Origin of the sequence: Microvirga sp. 2MCAF35 (assembly GCF_052115545.1) — a bacterium.
Lineage (GTDB): Bacteria > Pseudomonadota > Alphaproteobacteria > Rhizobiales > Beijerinckiaceae > Microvirga.
In genome coordinates, this window is sequence record NZ_JBFRGW010000006.1 from 65,385 (window position 1) to 81,951 (window position 16,567).

Below are 16,567 nucleotides of genomic sequence, written 5' to 3' on the forward strand. Positions count from 1 at the left end.
GGGAGAGAAACGGGCCGGGCCCGAATGACCCGACCAGCCATCGATACGATCAGCTCTTCGGCTTGATCTCGTAGGCCAGGGTCTCCTGGTCGACGCGCGCCGGGATCGTGAGCATGCCCTTCTTGGCGGCCCAGACCGTCTGGATCTGAACGGTCGGGATCAGCGCACGGTCGTTCATAGAGACCTCCGTCACCTTCTCGAAGAGAGCGCGACGCTTCGGATCGTCCATGGTGCGAGCACCTTCCTGAAGCAGCTTGTCCACTTCCGGATTGGAATAGCCCTGCTTGTTGAAGGCGCCGAGGCCGATCTGCGGATCCGCCGTGTGCACGAGCGAGCCATAAGTATAGCTCGCCTCGCCGGTCAGCGTGCCCCAGCCGCTCATCCAGAGCGAGAACTCGCCCTTCTGCTGAGCCGGGAAGAACACCGTGCCGTTGAGCGCGTTCGCGTTCACCTTCAGGCCGGCGCGGGCCCACATCTGCGAGAGCGCTTCGCACACCGCGCCATCGCCCGGCAGGCGGTTGTTGGTGCAGTGGAAATCGATCTCGAAGCCCTTCGGGTAGCCGGCATCGGCGAGAAGCTGCTTCGCCTTGGCCAGATCGTAGGGCTTCTCGGGCAGGTTCTTGTTGCCGCCGAAGAAGTTGGACGGCATCAGCTGGTTGGCCGGACGACCCAGACCTTCGAGCACGACGCGAACGAGCGTCTTGCGGTCGATGGCGAGATCCATGGCTTCACGCACCTTGGGATCGCGCAGCGGGTTCGCGTCGATTTCCTTACCGTCGACCTTCGCCTTCTTCGGCAGGGTCTCCTTCACGTTCGGCGTGATGTTCAGGAAGTACACCGAATCGGCCACGAACGTGTCGACCGACTTGTCCTTCTGCATCGCGGCATAGTCGGTGGCGGGCACGTAATTGACGAGATCGACCTGGCCGGATTTCAGGGCTGCCATGCGGGCCGGATCGCTCGGAATTTCCTTGCGGACCACCTTCTGCCACGGCTGCTTTCCGCCCCAGTAATCGTCATTGCGCTCGAGGACGAGATCACCCTTCGGCTCCCAGGACACGAACTTGTAGGGACCGGTGCCGATGGCGGCCTTGCCGGAGTTGAACTGCTCGTTGCGTGCCTCCATGCCGACATTCTTCGACACGACAAAGAGACGGATGAAATCGTTCGGCAGGGTCGGCGCGGGCGACTTCGTCTTCACATGCAGGGTATACTTGTCGGCGACCTTCGTCTCCGCAACCTGCTTCGTATAGATGGTCATGCTCATCGGGCCGGTGACGACCGGGATGCGATCGATCGAGAACTTCACGTCCTCGGCGGTCAGCTCCGATCCGTCATGGAATTTCACACCCTCGCGGATCTTGAACTCCCAGGTCGTGTCGTCGATCGGCTTCCAGGACGTGGCGAGACCGGGCTTCAGCCCCAGGTTCTCGTCCGACATCACGAGCGTATCGAAGATGTGGCGCAGGGCTTCCGCCTGGCTGCCAAGCGTCGACCAATGCGGATCGATCGAGTCGGGACCGGCGCGCAGTCCCATGGTCAGCGTTTGTGCGGAAACCGACCCGCAGAGAACCGTGCCCAGAACGAAAGCCGCAACGAGCGATCCACCAAGTTTGAAGTTTTGTTTCACTTCACTTCCCCTCTTGCTAAGACCCTGGCTTTTCGTCCAAGGTGTTCTTATCGATTAGAACGGTAGGTCACTCGGTTAAGAAAAGTCAACAGCGCCGTGCCCAAACCTGAACCAACGCCTGACGCTTATGCAAGCACCCGTTATAAAGAAACGGAACAGACGCCCGATGAGCGCATTCTCGCCAATCTGGCGGCGGCGCTCGACCGTTCTCTCCCGGTGCCGCTCGGCATCCAGTTGCGCGGCTTGATCGAGTTCGGGATTGCGCTTGGTGAACTGCCCACAGGCCAGCGCCTGCCTTCGGTGCGGGAACTGGCTGAGCGAGCCGGCATCGCACACATGACGGTCGCGACGGTCTATCGCGAACTGCGCGAGGCCGGTCTCATCGAGGCGAAGCCGGGAGCAGGCACCTATGTAGGCGACGGACACAGCAGCGACGGATTGCGTTCGTCCGCGATCCGCAAGATCCAAAACCGAATCGAAACACTTTTCAATGAGGCTGAGCAACTCGGTCTTGCGCCTTCCGTCGTTTCGTCGCTGGTGAATGCCCGCGCTGCGCGAGGCCCGACGCCGTCGCGCCCACTGCGGCTCGTCATGGTAGGCAACTTCGTCGAGACGACACGGCAATATGCCAATAGAATCCAGGAATATCTCGGCACGGGCGACACCATCACCGTGACGACGGTCGATGCCCTGCATGCGGGCGAGACCTTCCCCCTGCCCTGCGATATCTGTGTCACGCTCGCACACCGTCGCGGCGAGGTCGAGCATCTCGTCCCCAGCGGCATACCCGTCGTTGGAATGAGCTTTATCCCCTCTGAGGAGACGCGGACGCAGCTCGCCATGATCGACCCCATGGCCCGCATCGGTATCGTGTCGATCTTTCCCGAATTCACAGCGTTGATGAAACCTGGCGTGCTGCGTTTCGCACCGCATGTCTCCGATGTGGACGTGCGCCTGATCACGGCGCCTGATCTGGAAGCATTCCTGTCTCAGGTCGACGTAGCGATCTATGCCAGCGGTGCCGAAGCGACCGTCAGAAGGATGTTGCCGAAGAATCGCCAGGCCATGGAGTTCCGCTATATGCCGGATCCCCATGCCATCCGCGCCACGTTGCTCCCCGTGCTGGAGCGCCTGCGCTCATCCATCGTTATGCAAGAGGAAGACCCTTCATGAAAATCAGTGAGATGAACTGGCTTCAGGTCGAAGAATACCTGAAGACGGATGATCGCGCCGTGGTTCCGCTCGGCTGCACGGAGCAGCACGCCTATCTGAGCCTGTCCGTCGATAGTATTCTGGCCGAGCGCGTGGCGTCTGAGGCGGCCGCCCCGACCGGCGTGCCGGTGTTTCCCGTGCAGGCCTATGGGATCACGCCCTATTTCATGGCTTACCCGGGAACCATCTCGCTGAAAGCCGATACCTATCTGCGCATCATCACAGACATTCTCGAATCCTTGAAGCGTACGGGCTTTCGCCGGATCCTCTTCGTCAATGGCCATGGCGGCAATACGCCCGGCCAGACGGCCGCTATCGAATGGATGGGTGAGAACCCCGATTGCCGGGTGAAGTTCCACAACTGGTGGAATGCTCCGCGCACCTTCGAGAAGGTGAAGCAGATCGACCCGGTCGCCTCCCATGCTTCCTGGATGGAGAACTTTCCCTGGACCCGACTGCCCGGCGTCGAGCAGCCCTCCCACCAGAAGTCGATGGTCGATCTGGAGCGCATGCGCACCTTCGGCCCGGAAGGGGTCCGTGAGATCCTGCAGGACGGCAATTTCGGCGGATACTTTCAGCGGTCCGATGAAGACATGAACGCCATCTGGGCGGTCGCCATCGAAGAAACCCGCGCGCTGATCGAGAACTGGTCATGACCGAGAACGCCATTCTGATCTGGGGTGCCGGCGCCATCGGCGGAACGCTGGGCGCCTATCTCGCCCGCGCCGGTGAGGACGTGCGGCTCGTCGATATCGTCGAGCCGCACGTGTCCGCCATGAACCGCGATGGCCTCTCCATCGAGGGGCCCGTCGAGACTTTTCGACAATCCGTGAAGGCAGTCCTACCCCACGAGGTCGAAGGACGGTTCAAGCGCATCATCCTGGCCGTCAAGGCACATCATACCCCCGATGCCGTGCGGGCCCTGAAACCACATCTCGCCGAGAACGGCACCGTGTTGTCCGCGCAGAACGGGTTGAACGAGATCGTTATCGCCGAGGAAATCGGCGCCGAGCGGACCATCGGCTGCTTCGTCAATTTCGGCGCGGACTGGCTCGAGCCTGGCCGCATCCTCTTCGGCAATCGCGCCGCTGTGGCGGTCGGGGGTCTCGACGGGCAAGCGACGGATGTCATACGCGACTACCATCGCCTGCTCTCGATCTTCGAGCCGAAGGCTGTGCTCACCGACAATATTTGGGGATATCTCTGGGGCAAGCTCGGCTACGGCTCGCTGCTTTTCGCGACCGCGCTGACCAATGCGTCCATGTCGGAGAACCTCGCCTCCGAGAGGCACTTTCCGGTCTATCACCGTCTCGGCCAAGAGGTCATGGCGATCGCAAAGGCCCGTGGCGTGAAGCCGTTGGGGTTCAACGGGTTCGATCCCGATGCCTTCATGCCGGGAGCCGACGAGGCGGCCGCGCGGAGCTCCGTCGCCGACATGGCCGAGTTCAACCGGCATACGGCGAAGACCCATTCCGGCATCTGGCGGGATCTCGCGGTGCGCAAGCGCAAGACCGAAGTTGACGCGCAGATCGCCATCATTGCGACCCTCGGCCAGGAAGCCGGCATTCCCACGCCTGCCATCAGCAGGCTCGTCGCGCTGATCCATGACATCGAGGATGGCCGGCGCGAACAATCCTGGTCCACTCTCGACGAGATGCTGACGCCATGAATCTGGATTTCACCAATCGCCGGGTCGCCGTGACCGGTGCAGCCCAGGGAATCGGACGAAGCATCGTCCAATGCCTCGCGGCCGAGGGCGCCCATGTCTGGGCGCTCGACATGGATGAGGCCGGATTGCGCGTTGCCGCGGAGGCTGGAGCCAAAGCGACCCGTACACTCGATCTTGCCGATCGCGCCGCGGTTGGTCGCGTCATCGACGAGATGGCGGAAAGCCTCGGCGGCATCGACGTCCTCGTCAATTGCGCCGGGGGCGTTCGTGGGCAGGTGGCTAAACCGATTGAAGACGTCAGCGAGCAGGACTGGCTCGTCCTCTTCGAGGCCAATGTGCACAGCGCATTCTGGTGCTCCCAGGCCGTGGCCCCGCATATGAAGCGACAGAAGTTCGGCCGCATCGTCAATATCTCGTCCGGCGCCGGCCTTCGCCCGAGCCTGACAGGCATCCAAGCCTATACGGCCTCGAAGCATGCCCTCGTCGGACTGACGAAGCAGCTCAGCTTGGAACTCGGTCCGCATGGAATCACGGTCAACAGCGTGGCCCCGGGCTTCGTTCTGTCGAACCCGGCGACGCAGCGCCAGTGGGAGAGCTACGGCCCCGAAGGTCAAGCACGTCTGGTTGAGAGCATCCACACACGGCGCCTCGGCTACCCGCAGGACATCGCAAACGCGGTGATGTTCCTGGTGTCCGACGCGGCGTCCTGGATTTCGGGACAGATCATCTCCGCCGATGGCGGCCGCTCCTGAGCCGGCACAAGCGTATAGATATTGAACGAAGGAATTTGAGGAAGAATCATGGACGATATCAGCAGCCAGCCATGGCGTTGGGATGAGCAGACATGGCGCAGCAAGGTGGACCATGTGCGCGCCGGCCGCTCCATGAAGCCCGCCAAGTGGAAGAACGGCGCCCGCTGCGCCGTGGCGCTCTCCTTCGATTCGGATCATGAGACGAATGAACTGCGCGATGGCGGCAAATCTATCGGCCGCATGTCTCAGGGACAATACGGCAATCGGCAGGGTGTGCCGCGCATCCTCAATGCGCTTGCCAAATACGATGCCAAAGCGACGTTCTTCGTTCCGGCCGTCGCCGCCCTCCTCTACGAGGACGAGCAGCGCCGGGTTGTTGCGGAAGGCCATGAAATCGGCATCCACGGCTGGATTCACGAACTCAACAGCCAGCTTCCCTACGAGATCGAGCGGGACCTGATGTTCCGCGCGGCGGATACCCTGGAGCGGATCACCAGCGTGCGGCCCGTAGGCCTGCGCACCCCGTCCTGGGATTTCAGCCCTACGACGCTGCGCATCGAGCGGGAGCTCGGCCTCCTCTACGATTCGTCGCTCATGGCCGACGACGATCCTTACGAGTTGGTTGAACAGGGAGAGCCCACGGGCATCGTGGAGCTTCCCGTGGAGTGGATCCGCGACGATGCGGTGTATTTCAACATGCACCGCTTCAACGGCCTGCGCCCGCACACGCCCCCGACTGCCGTCTTCGACATCTTCTTCCGTGAGTTCGAACGGGCCTACGAGGAAGGCGGGCTCTTCCTGCTCACCATGCACCCGCACGTGACCGGCTACCGCTCGCGCATCTGGATCCTCGAAAAGCTCCTGGAGGAGATCACCCGCCGGTCCGATGTGTGGATCGCCACCCATGCGGAGATCGCCGCCTTCGTCAAGGCGGAATGCGCCTGATGAACCGCCCTCTCCGCGCCCGGGACCTCGGCTTCGCCTGCGGCAACATTTCGGCCGGCACGTGCAACAGCATTGCCGATGTCCCAGGCGTGCGCGTGGGGCATCGGACGCTCATCGATGGCGATCTTCGCACAGGGGTGACGGCCATCGTACCCCATGGTGGAAATCTCTATCGTGAGAAGCCTGTCGCGGCCGTTCACGTGCTGAACGGCTTCGGCAAAAGCGCCGGCCTCGTTCAGGTGGAGGAGCTGGGCACCCTCGAGACGCCCATCGTCCTCACCAACACTCTGTCGGTCGGCACCTGCTGCACCGCCCTCGTGCGCCATGCCATCGCGCAGAACCCGGATATCGGCCGCGAGACCGCCACCGTGAACCCGGTCGTGTTCGAGTGCAATGACGGTTACCTCAACGACATTCAGGCTCTCGCGATCACGGAAGCGGACGCCTACGCAGCTCTGGAGGCTGCTTCATCCCAGTTTGCGATTGGCTCCGTAGGAGCCGGCTGCGGGATGAGCACCTTCGGGTTCAAGGGTGGAATCGGCACGTCTTCCCGCCGTCTTGACCTCGATGGCCAGCATTATCACCTCGGTGTGCTTGTTCTGTCGAATTTCGGGCGCCCCGGAGACCTTCGTCTGCCCGATGGCAGGATCGTTTCTCCTTCCAGCGTCCTCGACGGGACAGTGACGGAGAAGGGCTCCATCATCATCATTGCCGCCACGGATATTCCGCTGAGCGACCGACAGATCAAGCGCGTCATCCGGCGCTCCGGCGTCGGACTGGCGCGCCTGGGCTCCTTCTGGGGGCATGGCAGCGGCGACATCGCTCTCGGCTTCACCACCGCCAACATCCTGTCCCATGACGAGAAGGCGACTCTCGTCGGTCTCCAAATTCTCAACGAGGATCGCATCGACCTCCTCTTCGAGGCCATGGCCGATGCAACGCAGGAGGCCGTGCTCGACGCGCTCGTCGCCGCAGGCTCCATGACCGGCCGCTCGGGCCATCATCGTCCGGGCCTGTTTGACATTCTTAAATCCCTCTCACCTGAAGCGTGAACACCATGACCGGCAGCACGACCTTTGATAACGAATTCGCCCTCGCGATCCATGGCGGCGCAGGCACGATCCTTCGCAGCAAGATGACGCCTGAACGGGAAGCTGCCTATCATGCGGGCCTGCGCCGGGCCCTGGACGCCGGTCGCGCCGTCCTCGCCGATGGTGGTGCCGCGCTCGATGCCGTGTCGGCCGCCGTCATGGCACTCGAGGACGAACCGCTTTTCAATGCCGGACGCGGGGCCGTCTATACCTCGGCAGGCAAGCAAGAGATGGACGCCGCCGTCATGGATGGCCGCGACCGCTCGGCCGGTGCCGTCGCCGGGATCTGCGGCCCCCGGAATCCGGTTCTCGCCGCCCGCGCCGTGATGGAGCACTCCGGTCACGTGCTCCTCATCGGCGAAAGCGCTCTGGAGTTCTGCCGCAAGCAGGGCCTCACCTTCGAGGAAGCGTCCTATTTCTACACCGAACAACGCTGGAATGCGCTGCAGGAAACGCTCGCCATGCGCAAGAGCGGCGCTGACGACCAGGACGAGTCGCGCAAGCACGGTACGGTCGGCGCGGTCGCCCGCGATCGCCACGGGAATCTTGCCGCAGCAACATCCACCGGGGGAATGACGGCGAAAGCACCCGGACGTGTCGGCGACAGTCCCGTGATCGGCGCGGGAACCTGGGCGGACAACGAGACCTGCGCCATTTCGGCAACGGGCCATGGCGAGATCTTCATCCGCTATGCGGCGGCTCATGAGATCGCCTCACGGATGCGCTACGCGGGCCAGTCCCTGGAGGAAGCATCGCGCGCCGTGGTGATCGACATGCTGGCACCGGTCGGAGGATCCGGGGGCATCGTCGCGGTCGATCATGCCGGCAACGTGTCCCTGCCCTTCAACTGTTCAGGCATGTATCGCGGCATGGTCAAGACTGACGGCAGGCTGCTGACGGCGATCTACGATGAGCCCCTCGTCGACTTCGGACGGATGTGAGGGCGACCAATACATCGATGTAACGGAAGCCGTGTGGTGCCTCCCTGCGACTCTTCCCCAGCCTTGAGAAGCGCCTATATCCCACCCGTCATGAACCTGCCCTGAAGAGGAATGTCCCATGCCGCTCAATGAGAATCCTGTCTGGTTCATCACGGGCTGCTCCACCGGATTCGGGCGGGAACTCGCCCAACTCGTTCTGAACCGGGGCTGGCGTGCCGTCGTGACCGCCCGCGATGCCGGCCGGGTCCAGGATCTCACCCGTGGGCATGAGGACAGGGCACTCGCCCTTTCGCTCGACGTCACCAGCAATGATGACATCACTGCTGCCGTCAAAGCAGCCGAAGAGCGTTTCGGCGCGATCGATGTGCTCGTGAACAACGCCGGCTACGGCTATCAGGCTTCCATCGAGGAAGGCGATGATGCGGAGATCCGCGCGCAGTTCGAGACGAACGTCTTCGGACTCGCCGCAATGACCCGTGCCGTTCTTCCCGGCATGCGCGCCCGTCGGCAGAGGCACATCGTCAATATCTCGTCGCAGGCAGGTTTCATCGGCTATCCGGGCTCCGGATATTATGCCGCCACCAAACATGCGGTGGAGGGTCTGTCAGACGCACTCTCCAAGGAGGTCGCACCACTCGGGATCAAGGTGACCTGCGTCGAGCCCGGACCGTTCCGCACCGATTGGGCGGGCCGTTCCCTTCAGCAACGGCGTCCGGCGATTTCCGATTACCAAGACACGGTTGGTGCCCGCCTCGAAACCACGGCGAATTACAGCGGCAAACAGCCGGGCGATCCCGTACGCGCTGCACAAGCCATCATCAAGGCTGTCGAGGCGAAAGATCCGCCCAAGCACCTGGCTTTGGGCGCCATTGCGCTCGACGGCATTCGGGAAAAGTTGAGGGAGACTCTTGCGGAGGTCGAGGCCTGGGCCGAGACGAGCCGGGGTGCCGATTATCCCGAAAGCGAACGCTAGGACCAGATTGACCCGGGCAACGGGGCTGCGGCTATCCTGACAGTATCGCGTCAGGCGGCGCACTCATGGTATGTCGCTGGCCTCATCTTCCGACAAAGGAGCCCCTCGACCATGAGCCTTGAATCCGTTCGCGCCTTCCTCGCCCAAAACGCACCGGATATCGAGATCATCGAGATGCAGGCCAGCACCGCCACCGTCACCCAGGCGGCGGAAGCGCACGGCGTCGGGCCGGAAAAGATCGCCAAGACGCTGTCGTTGCGCGTGGGGGAGAAGAGTTTTCTGGTCGTCACCAGCGGCACGGCCCGCCTCGACAATCGCAAGGTCAAGGCGACCTTCGGCGGCAAGGCCTCGATGCTGGACGCGGAACAGGTTCAGGCGCTCACCGGACACCCTGTCGGCGGCGTATGCCCCTTCGGATTGGCAACACCGCTGCCGGTCTATTGCGACATTTCCCTGAAGGCCTTCGACGAAGTCGTTCCGGCGGCAGGCTCGATCCACACGGCCGTGCGCATTCATCCGCAGCGCATGGCCGAGCTCGTCGGCGCCGATTGGGTCGATGTTTGCCAGTAAGCTCGGAGAAGCCCATCTATTGGACGGAGCCAATGCGCGCAGACTTTTAACTCAGCGGCCTAAATGACGTAAAAATCCTTGTCGGTCAGGGAGAGGCCGGATTTCAGCTTGGCGAAGAGGATGGCTTTGGACTTGGATCCGGAGCCGTCCGCATCGTAATAGAGGTACCCGGACTTCTTGTTGTAGATCAGGTAATCGTTGCCGTCCTTCGCCTTGCTGCCGATGGTGAAGAAGTCGGGCTTCAGCTTTCCGGCCTTGCCGAGCTTCTTGAAGATGCTGTTCTCCAGGCGGATCGTATCGTCCTTGACGTTAAAGTCCGTGATTGTGTCGACATTGGTCTTGGCGTTCAGCTTATCCTTGAAGGTGAAAACGTCACGCCCCCAACTGCCGGACAGAGTATCCTTGCCTGCTCCACCATCAAGAGAGTCATTTCCGGCGTCGCCGTAAAGCCTGTCGTTGCCGTCCGCGCCTAGGAGGGTATCGGCGTCCATCCCTCCGTACAGCGTATCGTTACCGTCCTGTCCCAGCAGTCGGTTGAGCCCGTTCCCGCCGAAGAGGACGTCGTGGCCGCCGCCGCCGTCGAGGAAGTCGTTGCCGACGTCTCCATAGAGGGAATCATTGCCCTCCCCACCGGAAAGGAAATCGTCGCCCATGCCCCCATAGAGGACGTCCTGCCCGTTGTCTCCGTAGATGACGTCGTTGCCGCCGTCGCCATAGAGCCAGTCGTCACCATCACGGCCGTCAATGAAGTTCGCCCCCGCATTGCCGAAGATCTCGTTCGAGAGCGCATTCCCGGTCAGGCTGAGATAGAAGTCGCCGCCGCCGGCTTTCAGGACTTCGACATTGTCGCTCAGAACGAACGAGGCATAGGCTATGACCGTGTCGTATCCCTGCCCGGCCTCCTCTACGACCACATCAGACGACGAATCGATAAAGTAGAGGTCGTCGCCGGCACCGCCTATCAGAGTATCGAAGCCTCCCTTGCCGTCGAGAGCGTCGTTGCCGGACGTTCCAACGATGACGTTCGAGAAGTCGTTGCCGATCAGGGTCAGGGAATTCGCCCCGGCAGCGGCCCTCAGTTGCTCGATTTCGGCATCGGCCGCCATGGCGAAACTGACGCTCGTCAAGATGATGTCATAGCCGCCGCCAATGGCTTCGAAGACGCGATCGTCAGTATTGTCGACGATATAGGTATCGTTGCCGGCTCCACCATTCAGCGTATCCGCGCCCGCCCCGCCGTCGAGATGATCGTTCCCGGCATAACCCTCAAGATAGTCGCCATGCGAGGAGCCGATGAGTTGATCGCTCCCCTGCATGATCCGAGCCGCCGCCGCAGCACTACTCGCATGGAATATTGCGAGGCCCTCGTCATAGGTGAACGGAACTGTGTCGCTTGTGTAGGTGAGCCATAATTCGGCACCGAGCCAAATTTCCATCCACGAAACCTGACCTGAATTGTCGCCGATGGCAGGACCGCGATAGATGATATCGAACAACGAGTGGTCGACATTGACCTGAAACGTCGCCGTCTCAGACATGCCATCGTCGCCATAACCGATCGGGCCTATGATCGGCGTGAAGAAATCCTGCCGTCGGAGGCCAGGGCGCATATTGTCGCTGAATGTGACGACAGCCATCGCGGGTTACCGGGAAACTTTCAGGTATGCGTTGGAAAAGGCTCGACTGAAAAGCAGAAGCACGCTTCGCCTGCTTCCTTTTCGAAAATGGCGATCGTCAAAGCGAAATGAAACACAATTTCGGAAAATGACCCAGCTATTTAATCCTAACTCTTCGTCAACGCAATAACAGGCAGCCATTTTTCTCCGGCCATCTTTGCTGATCAGAGGCACGCGAGAACAGATCGGCCGACGTTATGCAGCTATCTATCCAGTACAGCACCATAGGAGGAATGGGCAGGCATTTTTCTGTGCGTCAGTATTCTTATTACCCCAAGTAACCAGCAAAGTAAGCTTGACATTTACTGTCTTGACTGATGCGATCTGCATACACGGAATATCTTCGCATTGGAACAGTGGAGGGTGTGATGGGCCGCCTCATGAAAGAGGATGATATCTTCATTTCGGGATTATTCGACCTCATGAATCTTCGCTTCGGCCCCTCTCAGGGCTTGGATGAAGCCTTCGGCGGCATCGATGAGATGAAGATCCTGCAAAAGGAGTTCCAAATCTTCCAGAAAGGGCGCTCCTTCCGGGATTGCGTTGCCGTCCTCAATCTCGGAGGCTTCTGGAACGCCCGGGCGCGGAACAGGTGGCTCAAACTTATCGGCGAACTGGATCAGTACGAGTCCGATAAACCCCGCGTGAACGGCAACGACCGGATCATGAACATGATGGTCGAGAATTTAGAATCGGACACTCCTCTTCCAGTGCTTTTCCAGGCTCACGATTCCCGCAGCGACGAAGGACCTAGGGTCGTCGTCAGAGATTCCAAAACGGGCCTCTTCTATATGGAGCAACCCTACATCATCGTGTCGCTGCCGATGCTTCCGAAGACGGCTCCGCGGGTGGCCCGGCAAACCTCGAAGACGGCCCGTAAGGCTCCCACCAAGACAGCCAAGGCAGCACCCAAGACCGCCCGAAAGACTCCGCGGCGGAGGTAAGCCCTCGATCTGAATGGAAAGCGCACTCCCAGACGAACTCGACGCCGCTTATCAGCAGGTCGAGCGATATTACACGCAGAAGCTCTGTCGCCATGGTCCAAGCCCATTAGGCGTGGATTGGAGCTGCATGCCGACGCAGGCTCTCCGCTTCCGAAAACTTCTTATGATCTGCGATTTCGAGAGGCCGTTCTCGCTTAACGATCTCGGCTGCGGGTATGGCGCCCTTCTCGATTATCTGGCGCTTTATCATCCACAAACCCCGGTCGATTATCTCGGCATAGACCTCTCCGCAGCAATGGTCCGCAGCGCGAAGAGGCGCTGGACCGGAGAGACGATCCGGTTTCAACAGGGTGTCGAAAGCCCGCGTTCAGCGGATTACAGCATCGCGAGCGGGATCTTCAACGTCATGCTCGATCAGCCGTTCCCGCTTTGGGAGCAGTTGGTCGAGAAGACACTGACTCATCTTCGAAAGACGAGCCGAAAGGGCTTTGCCGTGAACTTCGTTCATGTGCCGGCATCCGGTGAACGAACAAGGACGGGGCTCTATTGCACGAGCCCAGAGCGATGGAGCGAGTTCTGCCGAACGCATTTGAGCTCCCACGTCCGCATCATCGATGATTACGGCATGAGCGAGTTTACGCTGCTCGTCGAACCTCACAGCCCCTGAAGCACTTTCGGTGAAGTCAATCCGGTTCACCGTCAGTAAATGCGGCATAGCAAAGATGAGGTGATTTCACGCAAGTGAAAACAGCTCTGGGCGACCACTGACAGGGTTTCCGAGAATAGTTTTCGGCTCAGGAACTACCGATGAGCAGCTTCTCCCGAGCGGCTCTTAGCCGAGGTTCGAGGACAATTGCTCCGGTCACCTGTATCAGTGCCTCGGCTTTCTCGAAGAAATAAACTGCATCCTTTCGGCGCTCCTTTCCACGCCGTGAGATCATGGCTTCTCCGGCGACGATCAGGGCGCGGCACTCAGGAAGGCGGGTTGCCCGATCCCGCGATAACCTGATCGTGCGCTCGGCCGTCAGAAGAGCTTCCCCATAATGACCAGCTTGAGCCTGGCATTCGGCCAAACTGGCCATCATGTCCGGCTCGTAGTCCAGGGCAGCCCTTGCGGAGTGCATGAAGTCCAGCCCCTCCTCCAGTTCCCGGATAGCCTCTTGCGCGTCTCCCGCGAGGCCTTTCGCCATCGCCATGCACGCATACGCGAAGACTTTCAGGTAAGGGGTGCCGTGGCGCTCTGCGAGTTGGCTCACGCGCGTCGCGTGCCATAGGGCGAGGTCCGGGTCCCCAGAAAGCCAAGCGAGATCCACATAGCCAAGGTGACTGATGAACTGAACTGTCGGATCGATCCGCCCATCCTCAATCGATAGCATGTGGTCGAGCCAAGCTCTTCCCTCGTCGATCCGGTTGAGATGGATCAGAATCCTCGCTCGCAAGCTGAGTGTCCAATGCTCGACGCTGTATCCCAGAAACCGATTCTCGAAATCCTGCACATATTGCAGCAGAGCGAGGGCACGATCATTGGCTTCGAGCGCTTCCTTGAAGAGGCCGGCCCAGCCATAGGCCTGGCTCAGGGAGGCGTAGAGGGTCGCCGCCCGGCTTCGATGAACGGCATTATCCAGGATCGCCAACGCATCCGTGACACGCGCGACGTAATGGTCGGCCGCTCCGCCGCTCGCGCCACTGATCCTGGCCTCCACGAAGAGAAGCAAGGGAACCATCGTATCGTCCGTTTCTTTTGCGACGGCGAGTGCTTCCTGGATGTAGGGAGCGGCATCCTTGGCACCCATTCCCTCCCGCCATCCAAGCCACGCGATTTGGGCACTCGAGAGGATGAGCAGGGCGTTGTCTCTCACGGACCGGCTTTGAGCATGGACGAGGCGGCGCACGACCTGCCATTGCCTGATCGCCTGAGCAGGGTGCATCGACCCGATCCATTCGGCAGCCTTGCGGGCATATTCCGCGGCCTTGGAAAGGCTGCCTGCCGATTCGTAGTGAAAACTGATGAGACCCGCCACCTCGTCCTGTCGTTCCGCATAGTAGCTCGCCAAGGCAGGGGCCACGAAGGCATGAAGCCTGCTCCGACGGGACTTCAGCTGGCTTGAATAAGCCACTTCCTGAATGAGGGGATGGCGAAAGGAATAGTAGCGCCCATCCGGCCTGTCCTGATCCTGCAACAGTTCGACCGCACATAACCGGAGAAGCGCAGGCTTGATCTCAGCGGCCATCTCCTGCGCGCTGACCGCTTCTAGGACCGTATACGGCACCTCTTTTCCAATGACGGAAGCCATCTGCAGGATTGTCCGATCGAAGGGTGAAAGCCTGTCGATGCGCTCACCGATAACGGCCTGGACCGTCACCGGAAGCGGAGTATCCCCAATCTTGCCTCCGAGACGGTAATCTCCGGGTTTTCCGATCAGGACTTCACTTTCGATCAGCGAGTGGATGATCTCCTCGGCAAAAAAGGGATTGCCGCCCGAACGCTCGGCAATGCGATTTCGGATCTCGGCCAAATCCGCTTGAGGCCCAACGACGGAGGAAATGAACTGGTCTATCTGACTGCAATCGAAATCCTTCAGCTCCAGGAGATGAAAGCCGTCCCTTTGCATCCAAGAGGCCTGATAGGAAGGTCTGTAGTTGACGATCAGAAAGGCATGGGACCCCGCGATCGAATTGCAAAGGACCTCCAGGAAGCTCTCACTCGCCTCGTCCAGCCAATGAAGGTCTTCCAGGATGATGGCATACGGCTCGGAGGCGCGACTACGGACCAGCCAGGAGATGATGTCCACAAGCGCAGCATGACGCATCTTCGGGGTCACGGTCTGCAACGGGGTGCTGTCGGCGATGCCAAGAAAATCGTACAGGATCGGCATCGCGTTCTCGGGAGGAGAGCCAAACTTGTCCAAGCACTCCGTGACGATCCGGCGGGCCGCAGCGGGCTCCTCGCTCGAAGTGATCCCGAGCAGCAGCCGTACAACTTCGAGAATGGTCTGGATCGGCGCAGCCTTGCCATAGGGCTGAGCCCTCACCTCGATCACCGGGATCCGATCTCTCCGGCATCGTTGGGCGAATTCATAGCAAAGCCTTGACTTTCCGCTTCCCGCTGAGCCGCATATCCCAACGATATGACTTTCCCCGCGCAATGCAGTCTGGAAGGATGCTTCCAGATCCGCCATTTCGCGCTCGCGGGCTTGGAAGAGCGTAAGATTGGGATCAGTGAACAGCGTCTCGGATGACGATGGCCGAAAGCCCGAGAGTTCATAAACGCTTATCTCGTGCTGCAATCCCCTGATCGAGCGGCGCCCGATCGGCTTGGCCGCGCAGAACCGTTCGACGAGATGGTAGCAATCTTCGCTGAGATAGATCGTCCCCGGCTCCGCCAAGGATTGTACCCGGCTGGCGATGTGGATAGCGACTCCGTACGCCTCCCGTTCGTTGACCGGCCAAGAAAATCTCGTCTCGGAAACGATGAGGCCGGAGTGCAGGCCGATCCGGACGGCTGTCGCTCCCAGCACGCCTTTGATCTCGGCCTGAATGGCCAAGGCAGCTTGGCACGCCAGCAAAGCATGTCCCTCCTGAACATGCGGCGCACCGAAAAGGGCCATGATCCCATCGCCCAAGCTGTGAATAAGGGTTCCGCCGAAACGTTCCGCTGCTCGCCGCATCAGCATGACGGCCGGCGCCAGACGCCGCATCGCCTGCTCGGGATCGAGTCTCGAAACCAGCTCCGTAGACGCGACGATATCCGCAAAGAGGATCGTTACCGGCTTGAATTCCTCGGTACCGACCGGTTCCGTCGCAAGACCGCTCGGACTGGGCGCATCCGATCCGAGGGGCGCTCCACACTGGCTGCAGAACCGCGCATTGGCCGGAGCAGGTTGTGCACAGCGTGGACAATTCATTGCTGGCCCTTCAGTCCCGCACCGTCTCTTCATCGCAACGTCCCGCTATTAAACGAGATATCGCGGCAACATTGCAAGGCGCGCGTGAAGTTTCACCCGATCACATTAAATCGTGCCAACAGAAAAAGCTCACCTCAACCTTCATTTTGTTCCACTGTATCGCGATATTCATTCGAATAATTCCAGAACTCAGCGCACCTAGCGCCGCCCAACTGTCAAACTCCCCAGACAATACAGTGAAATATTGTGACTTCTCGAC

General features: G+C 60.6%; 14 protein-coding genes. 11 read left to right on the top strand and 3 right to left on the bottom strand.

The window, feature by feature from the left end; translation table 11 throughout:
* Window positions 1-49: 49 nt before the first annotated feature.
* Complete coding sequence (locus AB4097_RS04655; RefSeq protein ID WP_442037434.1) at window positions 50-1,630, bottom strand: ABC transporter substrate-binding protein; 1,581 nt, start codon at window positions 1,628-1,630, stop codon at window positions 50-52.
* Between the two features lie 216 nt (window positions 1,631-1,846).
* Here AB4097_RS04655 and AB4097_RS04660 point away from each other — a divergent pair, with 216 nt between their 5' ends.
* The 9 genes from AB4097_RS04660 (at window position 1,847) to AB4097_RS04700 (ending at window position 9,783) form a co-directional block, all read left to right on the top strand.
* On the top strand, window positions 1,847-2,803 hold the full coding sequence (locus AB4097_RS04660; RefSeq protein ID WP_442037435.1) for a GntR family transcriptional regulator: 957 nt from the start codon (window positions 1,847-1,849) through the stop codon (window positions 2,801-2,803).
* Window positions 2,800-3,498: a creatininase family protein gene (locus AB4097_RS04665; RefSeq protein ID WP_442037436.1), complete on the top strand. Its 699-nt coding sequence runs from the start codon at window positions 2,800-2,802 to the stop codon at window positions 3,496-3,498. The genes AB4097_RS04660 and AB4097_RS04665 overlap by 4 nt, the downstream gene beginning before the upstream one ends.
* Complete coding sequence (locus tag AB4097_RS04670; RefSeq protein ID WP_442037437.1) at window positions 3,495-4,511, top strand: ketopantoate reductase family protein; 1,017 nt, start codon at window positions 3,495-3,497, stop codon at window positions 4,509-4,511. Before AB4097_RS04665 ends, AB4097_RS04670 begins: the two co-directional genes overlap by 4 nt.
* Complete coding sequence (locus AB4097_RS04675; RefSeq protein WP_442037438.1) at window positions 4,508-5,263, top strand: SDR family NAD(P)-dependent oxidoreductase; 756 nt, start codon at window positions 4,508-4,510, stop codon at window positions 5,261-5,263. Before AB4097_RS04670 ends, AB4097_RS04675 begins: the two co-directional genes overlap by 4 nt.
* Window positions 5,264-5,311: 48 nt before the next feature.
* Complete coding sequence (locus AB4097_RS04680; protein ID WP_442037439.1) at window positions 5,312-6,208, top strand: polysaccharide deacetylase family protein; 897 nt, start codon at window positions 5,312-5,314, stop codon at window positions 6,206-6,208.
* Window positions 6,208-7,260 (top strand): DmpA family aminopeptidase, encoded by a 1,053-nt coding sequence (locus AB4097_RS04685; protein WP_442037440.1) that lies wholly within the window; start codon window positions 6,208-6,210, stop codon window positions 7,258-7,260. The genes AB4097_RS04680 and AB4097_RS04685 overlap by 1 nt, the downstream gene beginning before the upstream one ends.
* 5 nt (window positions 7,261-7,265) lie before the next feature.
* Window positions 7,266-8,240: an isoaspartyl peptidase/L-asparaginase family protein gene (locus AB4097_RS04690; protein WP_442037441.1), complete on the top strand. Its 975-nt coding sequence runs from the start codon at window positions 7,266-7,268 to the stop codon at window positions 8,238-8,240.
* 118 nt (window positions 8,241-8,358) lie between these two features.
* Entirely contained in the window at window positions 8,359-9,213 is an 855-nt protein-coding gene (locus AB4097_RS04695; protein WP_442037442.1) for an oxidoreductase, read from the top strand.
* 111 nt (window positions 9,214-9,324) lie between these two features.
* A complete protein-coding gene (locus AB4097_RS04700) occupies window positions 9,325-9,783 on the top strand; it encodes a YbaK/EbsC family protein (RefSeq protein ID WP_442037443.1) in 459 nt (152 codons plus the stop codon).
* Window positions 9,784-9,842: 59 nt separating this feature from the next.
* On the opposite strand, the gene AB4097_RS04705 is transcribed toward AB4097_RS04700, so the two are convergent.
* Window positions 9,843-11,420 carry a calcium-binding protein gene (locus AB4097_RS04705; protein WP_442037444.1) on the bottom strand — a complete coding sequence of 526 codons (1,578 nt, stop codon included), beginning with the start codon at window positions 11,418-11,420 and terminating at the stop codon, window positions 9,843-9,845.
* Window positions 11,421-11,881: 461 nt separating this feature from the next.
* Here AB4097_RS04705 and AB4097_RS04710 point away from each other — a divergent pair, with 461 nt between their 5' ends.
* Window positions 11,882-12,403: a hypothetical protein gene (locus AB4097_RS04710; RefSeq protein ID WP_442037445.1), complete on the top strand. Its 522-nt coding sequence runs from the start codon at window positions 11,882-11,884 to the stop codon at window positions 12,401-12,403.
* A 127-nt stretch (window positions 12,404-12,530) separates the two neighbouring features.
* A complete protein-coding gene (locus AB4097_RS04715; protein WP_442037446.1) occupies window positions 12,531-13,070 on the top strand; it encodes a class I SAM-dependent methyltransferase in 540 nt (179 codons plus the stop codon).
* 127 nt (window positions 13,071-13,197) lie between these two features.
* Here AB4097_RS04715 and AB4097_RS04720 read toward each other — a convergent pair whose 3' ends face one another.
* Window positions 13,198-16,308 carry an ATP-binding protein gene (locus AB4097_RS04720; protein WP_442037447.1) on the bottom strand — a complete coding sequence of 1,037 codons (3,111 nt, stop codon included), beginning with the start codon at window positions 16,306-16,308 and terminating at the stop codon, window positions 13,198-13,200.
* Window positions 16,309-16,567: the final 259 nt, after the last annotated feature.